This window comes from Flavobacterium sp., assembly GCF_044361015.1.
Lineage (GTDB): Bacteria > Bacteroidota > Bacteroidia > Flavobacteriales > Flavobacteriaceae > Flavobacterium.
Genome location: NZ_JBIKJL010000002.1, coordinates 84,448 through 104,959, shown reverse-complemented (window position 1 = coordinate 104,959; position 20,512 = coordinate 84,448). Strand labels below are relative to the sequence as shown.

General features: G+C 33.7%; 19 protein-coding genes. 16 read left to right on the top strand and 3 right to left on the bottom strand.

Features of this window, described 5'->3' with window-relative positions:
• Window positions 1-19 precede the first annotated feature (19 nt).
• Complete coding sequence (gene nadE, locus ACIQ2Z_RS01595) at window positions 20-835, bottom strand: NAD(+) synthase (RefSeq protein WP_396182414.1); 816 nt, start codon at window positions 833-835, stop codon at window positions 20-22.
• A 118-nt stretch (window positions 836-953) separates the two neighbouring features.
• Between nadE and gldB the strand changes: the two genes are divergently transcribed.
• Together gldB and gldC are read left to right on the top strand one after the other, a co-directional pair.
• Window positions 954-1,910, top strand: coding sequence for a gliding motility lipoprotein GldB (gene gldB, locus ACIQ2Z_RS01590; RefSeq protein WP_396182413.1), 957 nt, complete (start codon window positions 954-956; stop codon window positions 1,908-1,910).
• Window positions 1,910-2,242: a gliding motility protein GldC gene (gene gldC / locus ACIQ2Z_RS01585; protein ID WP_396182412.1), complete on the top strand. Its 333-nt coding sequence runs from the start codon at window positions 1,910-1,912 to the stop codon at window positions 2,240-2,242. Before gldB ends, gldC begins: the two co-directional genes overlap by 1 nt.
• Before the next feature lie 241 nt (window positions 2,243-2,483).
• On the opposite strand, the gene yihA is transcribed toward gldC, so the two are convergent.
• Window positions 2,484-3,101 (bottom strand): ribosome biogenesis GTP-binding protein YihA/YsxC, encoded by a 618-nt coding sequence (gene yihA / locus ACIQ2Z_RS01580; RefSeq protein WP_396182411.1) that lies wholly within the window; start codon window positions 3,099-3,101, stop codon window positions 2,484-2,486.
• Window positions 3,102-3,139: 38 nt separating this feature from the next.
• Window positions 3,140-3,904, bottom strand: coding sequence for an alpha/beta fold hydrolase (locus ACIQ2Z_RS01575; protein ID WP_396182410.1), 765 nt, complete (start codon window positions 3,902-3,904; stop codon window positions 3,140-3,142).
• 397 nt (window positions 3,905-4,301) lie between these two features.
• Between ACIQ2Z_RS01575 and mraZ the strand changes: the two genes are divergently transcribed.
• The 14 genes from mraZ to ACIQ2Z_RS01505 all read left to right on the top strand — a co-directional run bounded on the left by mraZ (window position 4,302) and on the right by ACIQ2Z_RS01505 (window position 20,493).
• Window positions 4,302-4,775 (top strand): division/cell wall cluster transcriptional repressor MraZ, encoded by a 474-nt coding sequence (gene mraZ / locus ACIQ2Z_RS01570; RefSeq protein ID WP_396182409.1) that lies wholly within the window; start codon window positions 4,302-4,304, stop codon window positions 4,773-4,775.
• On the top strand, window positions 4,750-5,658 hold the full coding sequence (gene rsmH, locus ACIQ2Z_RS01565; RefSeq protein ID WP_396182455.1) for a 16S rRNA (cytosine(1402)-N(4))-methyltransferase RsmH: 909 nt from the start codon (window positions 4,750-4,752) through the stop codon (window positions 5,656-5,658). The genes mraZ and rsmH overlap by 26 nt, the downstream gene beginning before the upstream one ends.
• Window positions 5,659-6,006, top strand: a complete 348-nt coding sequence (locus tag ACIQ2Z_RS01560; RefSeq protein WP_396182408.1) for an FtsL-like putative cell division protein — start codon at window positions 5,659-5,661, stop codon at window positions 6,004-6,006. It abuts the gene before it with no gap.
• Entirely contained in the window at window positions 5,997-7,991 is a 1,995-nt protein-coding gene (locus ACIQ2Z_RS01555; RefSeq protein ID WP_396182407.1) for a penicillin-binding protein, read from the top strand. The genes ACIQ2Z_RS01560 and ACIQ2Z_RS01555 overlap by 10 nt, the downstream gene beginning before the upstream one ends.
• Entirely contained in the window at window positions 7,988-9,451 is a 1,464-nt protein-coding gene (locus ACIQ2Z_RS01550) for a UDP-N-acetylmuramoyl-L-alanyl-D-glutamate--2,6-diaminopimelate ligase (RefSeq protein WP_396182406.1), read from the top strand. Before ACIQ2Z_RS01555 ends, ACIQ2Z_RS01550 begins: the two co-directional genes overlap by 4 nt.
• Before the next feature lie 7 nt (window positions 9,452-9,458).
• Entirely contained in the window at window positions 9,459-10,688 is a 1,230-nt protein-coding gene (gene mraY / locus ACIQ2Z_RS01545; protein WP_396182405.1) for a phospho-N-acetylmuramoyl-pentapeptide-transferase, read from the top strand.
• A gap of 1 nt (window position 10,689) precedes the next feature.
• Window positions 10,690-12,021, top strand: coding sequence for a UDP-N-acetylmuramoyl-L-alanine--D-glutamate ligase (gene murD, locus ACIQ2Z_RS01540; RefSeq protein WP_396182404.1), 1,332 nt, complete (start codon window positions 10,690-10,692; stop codon window positions 12,019-12,021).
• 16 nt (window positions 12,022-12,037) lie between these two features.
• Window positions 12,038-13,357, top strand: a complete 1,320-nt coding sequence (locus tag ACIQ2Z_RS01535) for an FtsW/RodA/SpoVE family cell cycle protein (RefSeq protein ID WP_396182403.1) — start codon at window positions 12,038-12,040, stop codon at window positions 13,355-13,357.
• Between the two features lie 12 nt (window positions 13,358-13,369).
• Window positions 13,370-14,473: an undecaprenyldiphospho-muramoylpentapeptide beta-N-acetylglucosaminyltransferase gene (gene murG / locus ACIQ2Z_RS01530; protein ID WP_396182402.1), complete on the top strand. Its 1,104-nt coding sequence runs from the start codon at window positions 13,370-13,372 to the stop codon at window positions 14,471-14,473.
• Between the two features lie 18 nt (window positions 14,474-14,491).
• A complete protein-coding gene (murC, locus tag ACIQ2Z_RS01525; RefSeq protein ID WP_396182401.1) occupies window positions 14,492-15,844 on the top strand; it encodes a UDP-N-acetylmuramate--L-alanine ligase in 1,353 nt (450 codons plus the stop codon).
• Window positions 15,828-16,553, top strand: coding sequence for a cell division protein FtsQ/DivIB (locus tag ACIQ2Z_RS01520; RefSeq protein WP_396182400.1), 726 nt, complete (start codon window positions 15,828-15,830; stop codon window positions 16,551-16,553). Before murC ends, ACIQ2Z_RS01520 begins: the two co-directional genes overlap by 17 nt.
• Before the next feature lie 6 nt (window positions 16,554-16,559).
• On the top strand, window positions 16,560-17,921 hold the full coding sequence (ftsA, locus tag ACIQ2Z_RS01515) for a cell division protein FtsA (protein WP_396182399.1): 1,362 nt from the start codon (window positions 16,560-16,562) through the stop codon (window positions 17,919-17,921).
• Between the two features lie 53 nt (window positions 17,922-17,974).
• Window positions 17,975-19,897, top strand: a complete 1,923-nt coding sequence (gene ftsZ, locus ACIQ2Z_RS01510) for a cell division protein FtsZ (protein WP_396182398.1) — start codon at window positions 17,975-17,977, stop codon at window positions 19,895-19,897.
• 146 nt (window positions 19,898-20,043) lie between these two features.
• Window positions 20,044-20,493, top strand: a complete 450-nt coding sequence (locus ACIQ2Z_RS01505) for a GatB/YqeY domain-containing protein (protein ID WP_396182397.1) — start codon at window positions 20,044-20,046, stop codon at window positions 20,491-20,493.
• Window positions 20,494-20,512 lie beyond the last annotated feature (19 nt).

Here is a 20,512-nt window from a genome sequence, read left to right as displayed (position 1 = left end):
AAAAAAATTAAGAAAAATTTTAGATTTGTCTTAATTCATTGGGAATTTTGCATACCGGTATAGAATTCATTTTGTGTTTATTAGCAGAATTTAGCCGATTATAGATGTTAAAAACCTCTAAATCTCTTCCTTTAAAATCAGCGGCCGTTTTTCCTGCTTCAACAGCATTCATGGCTTGTTCTAATTCGTCATAACTGGCTCCTAATTGGTCTTCGTCACTTCTGTGATCTCCAAATAATCCATCGGTTGGAGCAGCATTTAAAACGGAATCCGGAACTTTTAAATAGTGTCCTAAAGCATATACCTCTGATTTCATTAAATCTGCAATCGGACTTAAATCTACTCCGCCATCACCGTATTTTGTGTAAAAACCAACGCCGAAATCTTCTACTTTATTTCCGGTTCCGGCCACTAACAAACCATGAATACCTGCTAAATAATATAGGGTTGTCATCCGTAATCTTGCTCTGGTATTAGCAAGAGATAAATTAAATTTTGCTTCGTTTTCTGAAAAAGGAACCGTTTTTTTAAAGAGCTCAAAGGTTTCTGTTAAATCAATACAAATGCTGTCAACATTTGAAAAACGCTTTTTTAATTGAGCTATGTGTTCCTTTTTTCGACTCACATGTGATGCTGCTTGATGAATGGGTAATTCCACGCACAAAGTCTTTAATCCGGTTTGAGCACAAAGAGTGGAAGTAACAGCACTGTCTATTCCGCCGGAAACTCCCACAACAAATCCGTTTACTTTTGCGTTTAAAGCATAGTTTTTTAACCATTGCACAATGTGCTCATTCACTTTTTCCACGTGTAGAGAAGTATTTTTTTTTGTCATATTTTTAAGTTATACCATTTGGTGCTGTATATTTGCAAACCAAAATTAGTATGTAAAAATAATAAAAACCATTTGATTTTTCAGGACGAATTAATCTTATCATAATGCAACTCATAGAATGAAAAAATATCTTTTAATTGCCTTGCTCATTTTCTTCATTTCATGTGATAAAAAATCAATAGTTGAAAAAGAGGTTGAAGAAATTCCGCTTAGCTTGACCATTGAACGTTTTGATAAAGTGTTTTATGAAACACCGATATCTGATTTTCAACAAATGAGGAAAAAATATGTTGCTTTTTTCCCAACACAATATCCGGACAGTATTTTTATTAATAAAATTAAAAATCCGTTGTACCGTGAGTTGTATGATGAAGTTCAAAAAGAATACGCCAACTTTCAACCGGTTCAGACTGAAATTGAAGACGTTTTCCGTCATATAAAATATTACTTTCCAACTCAAAAATTACCTCAAAAAATTACCACAGTGATTTCTGAAATGGATTATCAAAACAAAGTTATTTATACCGATTCGTTATTAATTATTTCATTGGATTTATATTTGGGGAAGGAGCATAAATTTTATGAATTCCCTGATTATTTCAGACAAACATTCGAACGTTCTCAAATTATGCCTGACATAGTTACTGATTTTTCAACCCGAGTAATTGCCCAACCTAGAGATAAAAGCTTTTTAGCTCAAATGATTTATTTTGGAAAAGAGCAATATTTAAAAGATTTATTGCTTCCGAATGTTGAAGATTTTGATAAAATGGGTTACTCAAAAGAACAACAAATTTGGTGTGAAGAAAATGAAAATGAAATTTGGCGTTATTTTATCGAAGACAATCTTTTATATGATTCTGACAGTAAATTAATTCAGCGATTTATTGCACCGGCACCTTTTTCTAAATTTTATCTCGAAATTGATAATGAATCTCCAGGAAGAACCGGAGTTTGGATTGGATGGCAAATTGTGCGTTCTTTTATGAAAAATAATGAAGTGTCTTTAGCGGATTTAATGGCGATGGATGCCAAAGAAATATTCACACGTTCAAAATATAAACCAAAAAAATAATGGCAAATAGTAAATACGAAATCAAATTTGATATTGAATTAGACGATAATAAAATCCCTGAAAAAATGCATTGGACTGCCAAAGACGGAGGCATTGTAAACCAAGAAACAAAAGCAATTATGTTATCGGTTTGGGATGCTAAATCTAAAGAATCTTTGCGAATCGATTTATGGACAAAAGAAATGCCTGTAGATGAAATGAAAGTTTTTTTTCATCATACACTTTTGGCAATGGCTGATTCTTTGCAAAAAGCTACCGGAGAGGATAAAATGGGTGATACCATGCGTGATTTTTGTGATTATTTTGCTGAAAAACTGGAATTGAAAAAATAAAGAGTAGATTTGCCGCTCAACAAAAATGAAACATTTATTTTTGAAAAAAATTACAAAATTTGCAATAGCTTTTGTACTATTTGGAATAATAAGTTGTAGTGATGATGATAGTTCTTCCACTTCAAAATGATGAGGTTGGAAATATTATGGAAGATGCCGGATTTTTCAAATTAGAATTAAAAACGCATAATTAAGATATACTTATTCTTCATAAAAAAGGTTTGCATTTGCTAACCTTTTTTTATAACAAATTGTTTTTAAATATTTCTTGATTGATATTGTCAATAAAAGAAAGTAATTCTTCTTTACCAGTCATTTCAGTTGCAGAGGTTACAAAATGTTGTGGCATTTCTTCCCAGCCACTGGCTAAAACTTGTTTTCTGTAAGCCGTGATATGCGATTGAATTCTTGTTTTTCCTATTTTATCTGCTTTGGTAAAAATGATGCAAAAAGGAACTTCCGTTACGCCCAAATAAGTGATAAATTCTAAATCGATTTTTTGAGCCTCGAGTCGGATGTCTATTAGTACAAAAGCACAAACCAATTGTTCTCTTTTCTCAAAATAATCAGTTACAAATTTCTGAAATACATCTTTTGATTTTTTGGAAACTTTAGCATAACCATAACCGGGTAAATCAACCAAAAACCAATTATTATTGATTTTAAAATGATTAATAAGCTGAGTTTTTCCTGGTTTTGAAGAGGTTTTTGCCAAGCTTTTCTGATTGGTAAGCATGTTAATCAAAGATGATTTTCCAACATTGGAACGACCAATAAAAGCATATTCCGGCAAAGGGTCTTTCGGACATTTGCTTACTTCAGAATTACTGATGATAAATTCGGCTGTTGTAATTTTCATAGAATTAATTTAAAAACAAAAAAGTCCATTCGGACTTTTTAAAATTTAGCTTTTTGCAACCATTCTAATAATATCCGGTTAAATTCAGTTGGATGTTCCATCATAGCGGCATGACCACATTTATCTACCCAATATAAATCTGAATTTGGAAGTAATTTATGAAATTCTTCTGCAACTTCCGGCGGGGTTACTTTGTCATTTTTACCCCAAATAAGGCAAGTTGGAATAGTCATTTTAGGCAAATCTTTTGCCATATTATGACGAATAGCACTTTTAGCAATTGTAAGTGTTTTGATTACTTTAATACGGTCGTTAACAATATTAAATACTTCATCAACTACTTCTTTAGTGGCCATTTCCGGGTCATAAAAAACACCTTGAGTTTTTAGTTTAATGTATTCATAATCTCCACGTTTTGGATAAGTATCACCCATGGCACTTTCATATAATCCACTACTTCCGGTTAGTACCATGCCAATAACTTTTTCAGGATACATTTTTGTATGGTATAAAGCGACATGTCCACCCAAGGAATTGCCTAATAAAATGACTTTGTCAAATCCTTTGAAAGTGATGAAATCTTTTACAAATCTTGCAAAGGCTTTTACATTGGTTTTTAAAATGTTTTGAGTGTATAAAGGAAGTTCAGGAATCACAACTTTGTACCCTTGTTTCGGAAAAAAATCAGCCACTCCGCCAAAATTACTTAATCCTCCCATAAGACCATGCAAAACAATTATCGGAATACCTTCTCCCGATTCAAAATAAGTATACTTTTCCTCTTTTTTAAAACGTTGTTCCATTTAAAATGAACTCTTTCTATTTCTCACAAATATATGATTTTATCTATAAAAAAGAAGTATACGAAAGTTTATTTGCGAGGAATTTAGGTTGATCTGTCAAAAAATAAATAGGAGTTTCTAAAATTCTAATTATCAACAATTTTGTATAGATAAAAAAGGCAATCCTCTCTACTAAAAAAGAGGATATAAGCATGTTCTTTTTGTTAATACGTTATATTTTTTATTGCAAACCTAATATTTCTAAAGGGATTGTTAAATAAAATGTAAAAATTCAGCAAATGATTTTTAAATGTAAGGGGTAACGAAGTGGTAAAACTTATTAACAAAGTGGTATTTTGTGGTAAATTGTGGTAAAAACTTTTTATATTTGCTATCAAACCACGAAAACCGTAACCCGTTGAATACCATTGTAGGAACATATGAATGTAAAGTTGATGCTAAAGGAAGGCTACTTTTGCCGGCTCCTTTAAAAAAGCAATTGGCTTCTTCATTGCAAGATGGTTTTGTATTGAAACGCTCTGTTTTTCAGCCTTGTTTAGAATTGTATCCCATGGCGGAATGGAATGTTTTGATGAATAAAGTGAACAAGCTTAATCGTTTTGTAAAAAAGAATAATGATTTTATCCGAAGGTTTACTGCTGGAGTAAAAATCGTTGAAATTGATGCTTTGGGAAGGCTTTTGGTTCCAAAAGATTTGGTTGTTTTTGCTTCTGTATCGAAAGATATTGTGTTGTCATCGGCTGTAAATATTGTGGAGATTTGGGATAAAGATTTATATGAAAAATCAATTGATGATGCAACTATTGATTTTGCTGATTTGGCTGAAGATGTTATGGGGAATGTAAATAACGATGACAATGGAATATCATAATCCGGTTCTGTTACTAGCATCCGTAGAGGGTTTGAATATTAAGCCTGATGGTATTTATGTCGATGTGACTTTTGGTGGTGGAGGCCATTCTAAAGAAATTTTAAATCATCTTGGGCCTAATGGAAAACTGTTTGCCTTCGATCAGGATGAAGATGCGTTAGCCAATGCTCTACCGGATGAACGTTTTAAGTTGATTAATGAGAATTTCAGAAATATTAAGCGGTTCTTGCGTTTTTATGGTGTGAAAGAAGTGGATGGAATTTTAGCAGATTTAGGCGTTTCTTCTCATCAATTTGATGTAGCTGAGCGTGGTTTTTCAACCCGATTTGATGCGGAACTCGATATGCGAATGAATCAAAAAGATAGCTTAAATGCATTTACAGTGGTCAATGAATACGAAGAAGTTCGATTAAAAAAAATATTTAAGGAGTTTGGAGAATTGTCTAATGCCGGAGCTATTGCAAATGCCATCGTAAATGCCAGAAAAGATTCTCCTATAAAAAATACAGAACAGCTTAAACAAATATTGTCAAGGTTTTTACCGGCTCACAAAAGTCATAAAATATTAGCACAAATTTATCAAGCAATCCGTATCGAAGTGAATCAGGAAATGGAAGTGTTGAAAGAGTTTTTAGTTCAAGCATTAGATGTTTTGAAGCCGGAAGGGAGATTGAGTGTCATTTCCTACCATTCGTTAGAAGACAGATTAGTGAAACGATTTATGAAGAATGGTCTTTTTGAAGGAGAACCGGAACGTGATTTTTTTGGAAATTTTTCTGTTCCCTTTAAGGCCGTCGGTAAATTGATAGTACCTGATAACAAAGAAATAAAAATCAACAACAGAGCCCGAAGTGCAAAGTTGCGATTAGCTGAAAAGAAATAAATGAAAGCCGGAATTTATGACATACTAAAAGCAAAATTTCTAATCAATGAAGATGCAGCTAAAAACTGGAAATTCATTGTTTTTCTAATTGCTTTAGCCATGATTATGATTGCCAACATACATTGGTATGAAAAAAAAATATTTCAAATTGTTAAAATGAGTAAGGAAGTGAAGGAATTGCGTTCCGAGTTCGTTGACCGACGATCTGAATTAATGAAATTAAAAATGGAAAGCACCATATCCAAAAAAATGGAAGAAAAAGGAATTTTTCCCTCCACAGTGCCCCCAACAAAAATAAAAGTAGCTAAACCTAATGAGAAAACCTTGACAGAAAAAATATGGCAGTAGAAGATAAACATATCTCTTACAGAATTTATTTAGTAGCATTTGCCATTCTAGTGTTGGCAATCGCTATTACTGTTAAATTGACTAATATCCAATGGGTAGAAGGAGAATATTATCGAAAATTAGCGAAAGAAAGAAGTGTTAAAAATTTTGTTATTCAAGCTAATAAAGGAAATATATACTCTTCAGATGGTAGTTTGTTGGCAACTTCTATTCCAAATTACAAAGTTCGATTTGATGCAATCGCTCCAAATAAAGTAGATTTTGATAAAAATTTGCAACCGCTTTGTGATTCTTTAGCCAAACTTTTAGGAAAACCCAACCAATTTTATAAAACGGAATTGCTGAGAGCTAGGGCGGATAAAAACAGGTATTATTTGGTTGCCCGAAATTTGAGTTATACGCAATACATGAAGATAAAAAGCTTTCCATTGTTTAACAAAGGAGCTTATAAAGGTGGAATTATTACTGAACAAAGAACCATTCGTGAGTATCCAATAGGGTTAATAGCAGAAAGAACTATTGGTTACGAAAGAATTAAACCGGATGGAAAACCGGATGGAAAAGGAATTGAATGGGCTTTTAAAGATTATTTGACAGGGAAAGACGGTAAGCGGTTGATGCAAAAAATGGCCAAAGGACAGTGGAAGCCTATTCGTGATGAAAATGAAGTAGAACCACAAGATGGCTATGATATTATTTCTACCATCGATGTTTATATTCAAGATATTGCTCATCATGCCTTGTTGAAGCAGTTAGAATATTACGAAGCAGAGCACGGTTGTGTAGTGGTAATGGAGACCAAAACCGGCGAAGTAAAAGCCATATCTAATTTAGGAAGAGACAAAGATGGGAATTACACCGAAACTGTTAATTATGCTGTTATCGAATCACATGAGCCGGGATCAACCTTCAAATTGATTGATTTAATTGCTCTTTTTGAAGATAAATTGGCCGATACCAGTAGTGTTTATGATTCAAGAGGGGGAGAATTATCTTTTTACAACAGAAAAGTAAGTGATTCTAAAAAAGGGGGTTATGGTAAAATTTCACTTGGAAGAGCATTCGAATTATCATCCAATACCGTTTTAGTTCAAGCGGTTTATAACAATTATAAAAGCAATCCTCAAAAATTTGTAGATCACATAAAACGGATGAAACTCCACGAGCCACTTGGTTTACAAATAAAAGGTGAAGGCAAACCAATTGTTCCACAACCTGGAGCAAAAAATTGGTATGGTACAACCTTGCCTTGGATGGCTTACGGGTATGGAGTTTCCATGACACCGCTTCAAACGTTAACGCTTTATAATGCGGTGGCTAATAACGGTGAAATGGTCAAACCTCTTTTTGTTAAAGAAATTAAAGAATGGAATAAAACCATTAAAAAGTTTGATAAAGAAGTGATTAATCCAAAAATAGCTTCACAAGAAACGATTAATAAATTAAAAGCTGTTTTAGAAAATGTTGTTAAAAAGGGAACTGGTTCTAAATTGTATTCCAAAGATTTTTCAATGGCCGGGAAAACCGGAACGGCTCAGATGGGGTATTCAGACAAAGTGAATTTGTATTATGCTTCCTCATTTGTTGGTTATTTTCCTGCAGATCAACCAAAATACTCGTGTATTGTTGTGGTGCATAAACCAAGTAAATCGAAAGGATATTATGGCGCTGAAGTTTCTGGACCGGTATTTAAAAGAATTGCTCAAAAAGTTTACACCGATGTTCCTTCCACCAATGAAATCAAAAACTTAGAGAAAAGTAATCTGGTTCAGGATCAAAATTATGAAACCTATTTTACAAACTCATCAAAAAATATGCAAACTATTCCTAATGTTCATGGAATGCCGGGAATGGATGCTGTTGCACTTTTGGAAAATTTGAAAGTAAAAGTAAAAGTTATCGGAATAGGAAAAGTAAAAAGACAATCCATACAACCCGGGCAACCCTTATTAAATAATACAACAATTATTTTAGAATTATCGTGATCACGCTAAAAGACATATTATATAAAGTTAACATTGAAGCAGTGAAAGGTTCAACGGAAGCTATTATCAATAAAATCGAATTTGATTCCAGAAAAGTGGAATTAAATGATGTCTTTGTGGCTATTAGAGGGACAATTTCAAACGGACATGATTTTATTGAAAAAGCATTGAATCAAGGAGCCTCCGTAATTGTGTGTGATACTTTTCCTGAACTTATTGTTAATGGAGTAACTTATATTCTGGTAAAAGATACCAATTTAGCACTTGCTTTTTTAGCGGCTAATTTTTATGATAATCCATCACAAAATTTAAAATTAGTTGGTATTACTGGAACAAATGGAAAAACAACTATTGCCTCTTTATTATATCAATTATTTAAAAAAGCCGGTTTTAAAGTAGGTTTGCTTTCAACAGTGAAGATTTTGGTGGATGAAACGGAATATCCTGCTACACATACTACTCCGGATTCATTGACTATCAATCATTATTTGAATGAAATGAAACAAATAGGAGTTGAATATTGTTTCATGGAAGTGAGTTCACACGGCATACATCAAAAACGCACAGAAGCTCTGCATTTTACCGGCGGTATTTTCACCAATCTTTCGCATGATCATTTGGATTACCATAGCTCTTTTGCAGAATATCGTGATGTAAAAAAGTCTTTTTTTGATTTTTTACCAAAAACTGCTTTTGTCTTGTCCAATTCTGATGACAAGAATGGCACTTTAATGTTGCAGAATACAAAAGCAAAAAAACTCACTTACGCTTTAAAATCATATGCTGATTACAAGGCAACAATTTTAGAAAATCAACTAAACGGATTGTTGTTAAAAATAAATGGGAATGAGGTTTGGGTCAAGTTAGTAGGAACTTTTAATGCCTATAATTTATTGGCTATCTTCGGTACTGCTGTAGAATTAGGCCTTGATACTTTGGAAGTTTTACGGTTGTTATCGGAATTAGAAAGCGTTTCCGGTAGATTTCAATTTATTGTCTCTGACAGCAAAATCACAGCTATTGTTGACTATGCCCACACACCTGATGCGTTAGAAAATGTTTTAGGAACTATCAACGATATTCGAACCAAAAATGAGCAATTAATCACAATTGTTGGGTGCGGAGGCGATAGAGATAAAACTAAACGTCCGATTATGGCAAAAATTGCCACTTCTTTGAGCGATAAAGTTATCCTTACTTCTGATAATCCAAGAAGTGAAGATCCAACATTAATTTTATTGGAAATGGAAAAAGGAGTGGAGCCTCAAAATCACCGCAAAACACTTTCAATTTTAGATAGAAAACAAGCGATTAAAACTGCTTGTCAATTAGCTCAACCTAACGACATTATCTTAATTGCCGGAAAAGGACATGAAACGTATCAGGAAATAAAAGGAGTGCGTCATCATTTTGACGATATGAAAATAGTTAAAGAAATGTTAGACGAACAAAACAAATAGAACCGGTATGCTGTATTATTTATTTGATTATTTAGACAAATCACTCGACGTTCCGGGAACAGGAGTGTTTCAATACATTACATTTCGTTCTGGATTGGCGGTTTTATTGTCTCTTTTATTGTCAACTATTTTCGGTAAAAGAATCATTGAATTTTTAAGAAACCAGCAAGTTGGGGAAACAGTTCGTGAACTTGGTTTAGAAGGTCAAACGCAAAAAGCAGGTACACCAACAATGGGTGGATTAATCATAATTTTGGCCACTTTAGTTCCGGTATTTTTACTTGCCAAATTAGACAATATTTATATTGTTTTATTGGTTGTGACCACGCTGTGGATGGGAACAATCGGTTTTATAGACGATTATATCAAAATTTTCAAAAAAGACAAGGAAGGTTTAAAAGGAAGGTTTAAAGTAATAGGACAAGTCGGATTAGGATTAATAGTTGGATCTGTACTTTATTTCCACCCTGGTGTTACCGTTCGAAAAGACACTCAACGAACTAATATATTGCAACAAACTACTGAAACAGTTCTGTCTGCAGTCCCTTTAGAAGAAAAATCAACGGCCACAACTATCCCGTTTTTTAAAAATAATGAATTTGATTATGCAGTTATGTTGTCTTTTTTAGGCGATGGATATGAAACTTGGGCATGGTTAATTTTTATACCTATCGTCATTTTTATAATCACAGCAGTTTCAAACGGAGCTAATTTAACGGATGGAATTGATGGCCTCGCAGCCGGAACGTCCGCTATTTCTGTGCTCACTTTAGGAATTTTTACATTCGTTTCCGGGAATATTATTTTCTCTAATTACCTGAATATTATGTATATTCCAAATTCGGGTGAAATGACAGTTTTCATTTCTGCTTTTGTGGGGTCTCTCATCGGGTTTTTGTGGTACAACAGTTATCCGGCAGCAGTTTTTATGGGCGATACCGGAAGTTTAACCATCGGTGGAATTATTGCTGTAATTGCAATCGCTATTCGAAAAGAGCTTTTAATTCCCGTAATCTGTGGAATCTTCTTAGCAGAAAATTTATCAGTGGTTTTACAAGTCAGTTATTTTAAGTATACCAAGAAGAAATTTGGTGAAGGAAAAAGAATATTTCTGATGTCACCTTTACATCATCATTATCAGAAAAAAGGATACCATGAAAGTAAGATAGTAACCCGTTTTTGGATTGTGGGAATATTGTTAGCCATTCTATCCATTGTAACCCTAAAACTACGATAGTATGCGATTAGTTGTTTTAGGTGGAGGAGAAAGTGGGGTAGGAACCGCCATTTTAGGAAAGAAAAAAGGATATGATGTTTTTCTGTCTGACTTTGGAAAGATTAAAGAAAATTACAAAGAAGTTCTGGTATTAAATGATATTGCTTGGGAAGATGAAAAACATTCGGAAGAGTTGATTTTAAATGCCAATGTAGTTATGAAAAGTCCGGGGATTGCTGACAAAGTTGCAATAGTAAAAAAATTACATGAAAAACAAATACCAGTAATTTCTGAAATTGAATTTGCATCTCAATTTACCAAGGCTATAACAATTGGAATTACAGGAAGTAACGGTAAAACAACAACAACAATGATTACTTACCATCTCCTAAAATCAGGAGGTTTAAATGTTGGATTAGCAGGAAATATTGGGAAAAGCTTTGCCTGGCAAGTGGCTGATGAAGATTTTGATGTATATGTGTTGGAATTAAGTAGTTTTCAACTGGATGGAATTATCAATTACAAGCCACATATTGCAATAATAACAAACATCAGCCCAGATCATTTAGATCGATATGATTATAAGTATGAAAATTACATTGCTTCTAAATTCAGAATTACAATGAATCAAACGGAAGAGGATTATTTGATTTATGATGCCGACGATGAAGCAATTAATAATTGGTTACAAAACAACAAAACAAAAGCAAAATTAATTCCTTTTTCACTGACAAAAAAGGATGAGATAGGAGGATTTATAAACAACGACACTATGGAAATGTACATTAACGAAGAAGAATTTACAATGGAAACCAAAACAATGGCTCTGGAGGGGAAACATAACATGAAAAATGCTATGGCTGCCACTTCAGTTGCTCAATTGATGCGAATCAGAAAGCAAACCATTAGAGAAAGTTTGTCTAATTTTCAAGGAGTTGAACACCGATTAGAACGTGTTTTGAAAATTCAAAATGTGCAATATGTTAATGATAGCAAAGCAACGAATGTAAATGCAACTTTTTTTGCTTTAGATAGTATGAAAACACCAACCGTTTGGATTGTTGGGGGGGTTGATAAAGGAAATGACTATGCTGAATTGATGGCAATGGTTCGTGAAAAAGTGAAAGCAATTATCTGTTTGGGTGAAGATAATAAAAAAATTATTGATGCTTTTGGAAATGTTGTTGATGTGATGGTAGAGGTTTCTTCCATGAATGATGCAGTAAGAACAGCTCAACTTCTAACTGAAAAAGGAGATACCGTCTTATTATCACCGGCCTGTGCCAGTTTTGATTTATTTGAAAATTACGAAGACAGAGGAAGACAATTTAAACAAGCTGTTAGAAATTTATAAAATTAGATAAAGAACAATGCTTTCATTAATCAAAAGTTTAAAAGGAGATAAAGTCATTTGGGCACTGGTTGCTCTATTGGCTCTTTTTTCTTTTATGCCGGTTTTTAGTGCAAGCAGTAATTTGGCTTATGCTGGAAAAGGAACCGGAAATACAGTTAGTTATTTAGTGAAACATTTGGTTCATGTAGCTCTCGGTTTCTATATTATTTATCGTGTTCATAAAATTCCATATCACTATTTTAGAAGTATATCCCGCATAGTTTTGCCCTTTATTTGGGTGCTTTTGGCTTACACATTATTTAAGGGAACAGTAATAGCTGGTGCAAATGCCAGTCGTTGGATTCAAGTTCCTTTTGTTGGAATTTCATTCCAACCTTCAGCATTTGCTTTTATTGTATTGATGATTTTTGTAGCACGTTATTTGTCTAAAACAAGAGAAGAACCTATTACATTTAAATCCTCTTTTATTGATTTATGGCTACCGGTTGGTATTACATTAATGTTTATTTTGCCGGCTAACTTTTCAACAGCCGCTTTGATATTTGCAATGATTTTGATGTTGGTTTTTATAGGTAAATATCCTTTAAAATATATTGCCACAGTTTTAGGAATTGGTCTTGTAGCCTTAACCTTGTTTGTTTTAATAGCAAAAGCATTTCCAAATCCATTGACAACGCGTGTAAATACTTGGGAAGCTAGAATTGAACGTTTCGTAAAAGATGATGTTACAGATTTAGATGAAGTTTATCAAATTGAACGAGCAAAAACAGCTATCGCATCTGGTGGTGTTTATGGATTAGGGCCAGGTAAAAGTATTCAGAAAAATTTCTTACCACAATCTTCCTCCGATTTTATTTTTGCAATTATAGTGGAAGAATTTGGTCTGTTCGGAGGTTTAGCTATTTTGTTGATTTACTTGTTATTATTTCTCCGGTTTATTGTAGCAGCCCATAACGCCAATACTTTATTTGGAAAATTAGTGGTAGTCGGACTAGGCTTTCCCATTGTTTTTCAAGCATTGATTAACATGGGTGTTGCGGTTGAATTATTACCAACAACAGGGCAAACATTGCCGCTTATCAGTAGTGGCGGTAGTTCTATTTGGGTAACTTGTTTAGCGGTTGGGATTATCTTGAATGTTACCAAAAAGGAAGAAGAAATTGCTGCTGAAAATGTAGAAAAGGCAAAGCGGGAAGTTGCTCTTCAAAAAATGATAGACAAACAAATTAATGAAGATGAAGAGTCAATTTCTGAAGATTGTTCGGTTGAAGAGAATCCAATGAATGCAGTATTGAAAAAAAATAAAATGAAGAAGCTAAATGCTTTAGAATCTTAGTAATTAAATAAAATGACAAATTTAAAATTCATTGTTAGTGGTGGCGGAACCGGTGGACATATCTACCCGGCCATTGCTATTGCAAATGAATTGAGAGTTCAGTTTCCTGATTGTGAAATTCTTTTTGTAGGAGCCAAAGACAAAATGGAAATGCAAAAAGTGCCTCAAGCCGGTTACCAGATTAAAGGCTTATGGATTGCAGGTTTCCGACGAAAACTGACGCTGCAAAATTTAATGTTTCCTTTAAAAGTCATCGATAGTTTGTTGAAATCAAGAAGTATTTTGAAATCGTTTAAGCCGGATGTGGTAATTGGAACAGGTGGTTTTGCTTCAGGACCATTGTTAAAAGCAGCTTCCGGAATGGGAATTCCAACGGTCATTCAAGAACAGAATTCTTTTCCCGGAATAACAAATAAATTGTTGAGCAATAAAGCTTCTGTAATCTGTGTGGCTTATCAAAATTTAGAAAAATATTTTCCAAAGAATAAAATTAAGTTGACAGGTAACCCTGTTCGTCAGGATTTGATTTCCATCGATAATAAAAAAGTTGATGCGTTGACCTATTTTTCGCTTGATGCTACTAAAAAAACGCTATTAGTTTTAGGAGGAAGTTTAGGAGCTCGAAGAATTAATCAGCTTATCGCAAAAGAATTAGATTTTATAATAAGTCAAAACATACAGGTAATTTGGCAATGTGGCAAATTGTATTTTGAGGAATATAGTCATTTTAATGAACAGAAAAATGTAAAGATAGTATCGTTTATTGATAGAATGGATTTGGTTTATGCTGCGGCAGATGTGATTGTTTCCAGAGCCGGAGCATCATCAGTTTCAGAGCTTTGTTTGGTAGGTAAGCCGGTTATTTTTATTCCGTCACCAAACGTTGCTGAAGATCATCAAACAAAAAATGCAAATGCTATAGTCGAGAAAAAAGGTGCAATTCTTTTAAAGGAATATGAATTAGATGAAAAATTTCAATCCACTTTTTCTAATTTGATTTCAAATGAGAAACTTCAAAATGAATTGGGGACTCAAATCAAAAAATTAGCCAAGCCTAATGCAACAAAAGAGATTGTAAATGAAATAATTAATTTAATTAAAATGATAAAATCCTAAAATTTTAGGATGAGTTATATGAATCTAAATCAAATCAATAATGTTTATTTTATCGGAATCGGAGGCATCGGAATGAGTGCCCTTGCTCGCTATTTTAATTGCTTAGGTAAAAAAGTTGCCGGATATGACAAGACGGAAACGGAGTTAACCAAAGAATTACAATTGTTAGGAATGCAGATTCATTTTGAAGATAACATTAGTTTGATTCCATCTGATTTTTATGTTGAAAATACGTTGGTTATTATCACTCCGGCTATTCCAATTACTCATTCGGAATGGATTTATTTTATTGAACGCGATTATTCTATAAAAAAAAGAGCTGAAGTTTTAGGGATAATTACTAAAGATACTTATTGTTTTGCTGTAGCAGGGACACATGGAAAAACAACTACTTCCAGTATTTTAGGACATATTCTTTATGAATCTGGGGTTGACGTAACCGCTTTTTTAGGTGGAATTGTTGAAAATTATAATTCAAACCTAATTGGGAACGGAAAAACAGTCACAGTTGTTGAAGCTGATGAATTTGATCGTTCGTTTTTACAGTTGTATCCTGATATGGCTTGTATTACCTCAATGGATGCTGATCATTTAGATATTTACGGTGATAAAGCTTCTATCGAAGCAACTTTTGTCGAATTTGCTGATAAAGTAGAGAATAAAAACCTGCTGTTCATTCCTAAAAATTTACCATTGGAAGGAATCAAAATTGCTATTAATGTAGAAGCAGATTTTACAGCATTTAATATTAGAGTAGAAAATAGTGCTTACGTTTTTGATGTTAAAACACCATTAGAAACGATTAAAAATATACAATTCAATTTACCGGGAAGACATAATTTAATGAATGCACTCATGGCTTTGGCGATGGCTATAACCTATGGTTCCCCATCCAATAGTATCGTCAGAGCCTTGGGAACATTTAAAGGAATTAAACGTAGATTTTCCTATCAGATTAAACAAGAAAAATTGGTTTTTATTGATGATTATGCTCATCATCCTACTGAAATAAATGCGGTTCACCAAGCCGTAAGAGAATTGTATCCCCAACAGAATGTGTTAGCTGTTTTCCAGCCGCATTTGTTCAGTAGAACGAAAGATTTTGCAGATGATTTTGCAAAAAGTCTCTCGCATTTTGATGAAGTTATTTTGTTGGATATTTATCCTGCTAGAGAATTACCAATGGAAGGGATTACTTCTGCTTGGTTGTTGTCAAAGATTGAGAATTCCAATAAAAAATTAGTCTTAAAAAATGAATTGATTGATGAAGTTTTGAAAAGTACAGCTACTGTGATTGTCACTATCGGAGCAGGAGATATAGGTGAACTGGTTAAACCATTAAAAGAACGATTGAATGAAAAAGTATTTTAGTTGGACAAATATTCGCTTGCTGTTGATTTTACTGGTAGTTTGCTTTTTGTATTCTTTCATGTCAAAAAGAAATGAGAATCGAAAATTGCAAAAAGCAACGGTAGAATTTTTAGACGGGGAACAACTTTTTGTTACGCACGAAACGGTTAATAAATTGTTAATAGAAAATAAAAAAGATGCTTCCAGTATACAGAAAGTTGCTTTAGATTTGAATAATTTGGAGAATGCCATCAACCAACACGAAATGGTTGAAAATGCAGAGGTTTTTGTGAGTATTGATGGGAATTTAAAAGCTGTTGTTATACAAAAAACACCGGTAGCCAGAGTGTTTGAAAGTCATGATTCCTACTACATTGACTACAAGGGCACTAAGATGACATTGTCAAGTATTCACACGGCACGTGTACCGCTGGTTTCAGGGGAAATAAATGTAAATAACAGTAAAAAATTAGACGAATTATTTCGAATAATCCACAACGATGAGTTTTTGAAAAAAAATATCATTGGAATACAAATTATGCCGAGTGGAAGCTTAATTATGAAGAATAGAAATTTTGAATATGACATTGAATTTGGAAAAACCATCAACATGGAGCGAAAATTCAAAAATTATAAAGCATTTTTACAAAAAGCAGTTTTAGATAGTTCGATTTACAGTTACAAAAATATTAATCTGAAGTTCACGCAACAGGTAGTTTGCACAAAATAGAATCACATGAAAAACGAAAACATCGCAGTAGGTTTAGACATTGGTACCACAAAAATTGTGGCCATGATTGGCCGTAAAAACGAGTATGGTAAACTCGAAATCTTAGGTGTGGGAAAATCCAAAAGTTTGGGTGTTCACAGAGGAGTTGTCAATAATATTACGCAAACTATCCAATCTATTCAAACCGCTGTAGCGGAAGCAGAAGAAAATTCAGGCTACATGATAAAAGATGTCGTGGTTGGAATTGCTGGTCAACACATTCGAAGTATTCAGCACAGTGATTATATCAGTCGTAGTAATCCGGAAGAGGTAATTTGCGGTAAGGATATTGAGCAGTTAATCAATCAAGTGCACAAATTGGCCATGTTACCCGGGGAAGAAATTATTCATGTTTTACCACAAGAATTTAAAATTGACGGTCAGTCTGAAATTAAAGAACCTATCGGAATGTATGGTGGACGATTAGAAAGCAGTTTTCACGTGGTCGTTGGTCACGCTGCTTCAATCAGAAATGTAGGAAGATGTATCCAAAGTGCCGGAATTGAATTATCCGGTTTAACATTGGAACCATTAGCCTCTTCTGATGCTGTTTTGAGTCAAGAAGAAAAAGAAGCCGGGGTGGCTTTAATTGATATTGGCGGCGGAACAACCGATTTAGCTATTTTTAAAGATGGCATCATTCGGCACACAGCTGTAATTCCATTCGGTGGAAATGTAATTACGGATGATATCAAAGAAGGTTGTTCAATTATTGAAAAACAAGCAGAATTATTAAAAGTAAAATTTGGCTCTGCCTGGCCTGGTGAAAATAAAGACAATGAAATTGTTTCTATTCCCGGATTAAGAGGCCGTGAACCCAAAGAGATTTCGCTTAAAAATCTTTCTAAAATAATTAATGCCCGCGTGGTAGAAATTATTGAACAGGTTTTTGATGAAATTAAATCATACGGACACGATGATCCTAAAAAGAAATTGATTGCCGGAATCGTTTTGACCGGAGGTGGTTCACAATTGAAGCATATCAAACAATTAGTAGAATACATTACCGGAATGGATACCCGAATAGGTTATCCTAATGAACATTTAGCCGGAAATTCCGATGAAGAAATGTCTAGTCCATTATATGCTACTGCTGTTGGATTAATGATGAATAGCATTAATAATAATACAAAAAGTGCTGTTTTAATGTCTGAAATGGAGCAATCGAAAGACAAAGAGGCTAAAATAGAAGCACCTAAAGTCGAGCCCATTGCAGAAGCCCCAAAAACAACGGAGCAAAAAAATGAAAGTACCGAGAATAAAATCAGAGGTTCTTTCTTTGATAAATATGTAGAAAAGATTAAAGAATTTTTAGACAATGCAGAATAGAACCTAAGTTCTGTAAAGTTTTAAAAATAAATGAATTAGAAAAACCAAATAGTATGATAAGCAACTCAGATTTTGGAAGTATTTCATTTGATTTACCTAAAAACCAATCAAATGTAATTAAAGTAATTGGTGTAGGTGGTGGCGGAAGTAATGCCATTAACCACATGTTTAAACAAGGGATTAAAGGAGTAGATTTTGTAGTTTGTAATACCGACTCACAAGCTCTTCAAAATAGCCCTGTGCCAAATAAAATTCAATTGGGTGTAAACCTGACAGAAGGATTAGGGGCCGGAGCTAATCCTGAGGTAGGACAACAATCTGCCTTAGAAAGCATGGAAGACATTGATAAATTATTGGACAGCAATACCAAAATGATTTTCATCACGGCAGGAATGGGTGGTGGAACAGGTACAGGAGCTGCTCCGGTAATTGCTCAAATGGCTAAAGAAAAAGATATTTTAACGGTTGGTATTGTAACAATTCCATTTCAATTTGAAGGCAAAGTTCGTTCAGAACAAGCCATGTCAGGAGTGGAGCGTTTAAGAAAACAAGTTGATTCACTTATCGTTATCAATAATAATAAATTGAGAGAAGTGTATGGAAATCTTGGCTTTAAAGCCGGATTCTCTAAAGCGGATGAAGTTTTAGCGACTGCTTCTCGTGGTATAGCTGAGGTAATTACGCACCACTATACACAAAATATTGACTTGAAAGATGCTAAAACGGTTCTGTCTAACAGCGGAACAGCAATAATGGGTTCTGCAACTGCTGAAGGAGAAAACAGAGCTAAAGACGCTATTGTTTCTGCATTAGATTCTCCTTTGTTGAATGATAATAAAATTACAGGGGCTAAAAACGTATTGTTGCTTATCGTTTCCGGCTCTTCTGAAATTACAATTGACGAGATAGGGGAGATTAATGATCATATTCAAGCTGAAGCCGGACACAATGCAAATATTATAATGGGGGTTGGTGAAGATGAATCTTTAGGAGATTCTATCGCTGTAACAATCATTGCAACGGGTTTTAATGTGGAACAACAAAAAGAAATCGTGAATGCTGAGCCTAAAAAAATCATACATTCTTTAGAAGAAAACCAAACCAACACGATTGATTTATCACAAAAAGTGGTTTCGCCAATTTTAGATTTTGTGATTGAAAAAGAAACACCTTCTAGTAATATTGAAGATAAAATAGTTTTTGAATTAATTGATGAAATGGAAGTCGTAGAACCAAAAATGGTATCAGACTTGATTCCTACTTCTGAGTTAATCAAAAACATTGAAATAACCTATGAAATTGTAGCTCCTTTTACAGAAAATCAATTGTTTGCAACAACACCCGAAGTTCGCGAAATTATAGTGAAAGATCCTGAGTTTGTAATTGTTGAAAAAGAACAAGTGACACTTTCGTTTGATTTAGGAATCAATCAACCTATAGAATCTGAAAAAACCATCCTTTTTGACCTCAATCCTACTGCCACAAACGAAATTATTGTAAATGAACCTATGCAAGTCATCCCAATGACTGAAGTAAATGAGACCGGTGTAATTCGGTATTCATTAGAAGAATACATGGAAGTTGAAGCAGAACTTCTTAACTCTAAACCGGTGGTTAATGTTGTTGAGGAGCCGGTTAATGAAGAAATGAATATTACTGTAAAAAAAGTGGAGACTCCTATTGCTTTTTCTTCTTCCTTCGATGAAATAAATCCAACGGAAATGACCATCGAAGAAACATTAAAAATGCGTGCGGATGATAGAAGAAAAAAACTAAAAGAATTTAATTATAAATTCCATACCAATTCATCTCGTTTAGATGAAATGGAAAAAGTACCGGCATACAAAAGAATGGGTGTAGATTTACCAACAAATGCACCTTTAAATAATCAATCCAGGATGTCTTTAGGAACAGATAGCAACGACGATACCCAGTTGCGTTCTAACAATTCATTTCTTCATGATAATGTGGATTAACTAACTCAAACAAGCGTAATTTAACCCGGAAATTAGAATCTAATTTTCGGGTTATTTTTTTATCTTTGCGATCCATTAAAACAAGAATCTTAGATAATAGATTAAGAATTTCTTTTTATAAATAGTTATATAAAAAAACAACTACTATGAGTTTACAAAGCCAAATAAACGAGGAAATTAAAAATGCAATGCGAGCAAAAGACACAATCGCTTTAGAGTCGTTAAGAGCAGTTAAATCAGCTATTTTGTTAGCTTTAACTGAAGGTGGAGCAAATGATGAATTAGCACAGGAAGATGAAATTAAACTATTACAGCGTTTAGTAAAACAACGTAAAGACAGTGCGGCAATTTATGTTCAACAAGGAAGACAAGATTTAGCAGAACCGGAATTACTTCAGTCTGCCGTAATCGAAAAGTTTTTGCCAAAACAATTAAGCGAAAATGAAGTAGAAGTTGTAGTTGCTCAAATCATTGCTGATAATGGGTTTTCCGGAATGGCTTCTATGGGGCAGTTAATGGGAATTGCGTCAAAACAATTAGGAGGTAGTGCTGATGGTAAAACGATTTCAACAATTGTAAAAAAACTTTTAGCATAATATATTTTATTGTAGCTTC

Bases quoted from the DNA above. Each gene is read 5' to 3' on its own strand.
- nadE (WP_396182414.1), bottom strand. From the start codon at position 835: ATGACAAAAAAAAATACTTCTCTACACGTGGAAAAAGTGAATGAGCAC.
- gldB (WP_396182413.1), top strand. From the start codon at position 954: ATGAAAAAATATCTTTTAATTGCCTTGCTCATTTTCTTCATTTCATGT.
- gldC (WP_396182412.1), top strand. From the start codon at position 1,910: ATGGCAAATAGTAAATACGAAATCAAATTTGATATTGAATTAGACGAT.
- yihA (WP_396182411.1), bottom strand. From the start codon at position 3,101: ATGAAAATTACAACAGCCGAATTTATCATCAGTAATTCTGAAGTAAGC.
- ACIQ2Z_RS01575 (WP_396182410.1), bottom strand. From the start codon at position 3,904: ATGGAACAACGTTTTAAAAAAGAGGAAAAGTATACTTATTTTGAATCG.
- ACIQ2Z_RS01560 (WP_396182408.1), top strand. From the start codon at position 5,659: ATGAAAGCCGGAATTTATGACATACTAAAAGCAAAATTTCTAATCAAT.
- ACIQ2Z_RS01555 (WP_396182407.1), top strand. From the start codon at position 5,997: ATGGCAGTAGAAGATAAACATATCTCTTACAGAATTTATTTAGTAGCA.
- mraY (WP_396182405.1), top strand. From the start codon at position 9,459: ATGCTGTATTATTTATTTGATTATTTAGACAAATCACTCGACGTTCCG.
- murD (WP_396182404.1), top strand. From the start codon at position 10,690: ATGCGATTAGTTGTTTTAGGTGGAGGAGAAAGTGGGGTAGGAACCGCC.
- ACIQ2Z_RS01535 (WP_396182403.1), top strand. From the start codon at position 12,038: ATGCTTTCATTAATCAAAAGTTTAAAAGGAGATAAAGTCATTTGGGCA.
- murG (WP_396182402.1), top strand. From the start codon at position 13,370: ATGACAAATTTAAAATTCATTGTTAGTGGTGGCGGAACCGGTGGACAT.
- murC (WP_396182401.1), top strand. From the start codon at position 14,492: ATGAATCTAAATCAAATCAATAATGTTTATTTTATCGGAATCGGAGGC.
- ACIQ2Z_RS01520 (WP_396182400.1), top strand. From the start codon at position 15,828: ATGAAAAAGTATTTTAGTTGGACAAATATTCGCTTGCTGTTGATTTTA.
- ftsA (WP_396182399.1), top strand. From the start codon at position 16,560: ATGAAAAACGAAAACATCGCAGTAGGTTTAGACATTGGTACCACAAAA.
- ftsZ (WP_396182398.1), top strand. From the start codon at position 17,975: ATGATAAGCAACTCAGATTTTGGAAGTATTTCATTTGATTTACCTAAA.
- ACIQ2Z_RS01505 (WP_396182397.1), top strand. From the start codon at position 20,044: ATGAGTTTACAAAGCCAAATAAACGAGGAAATTAAAAATGCAATGCGA.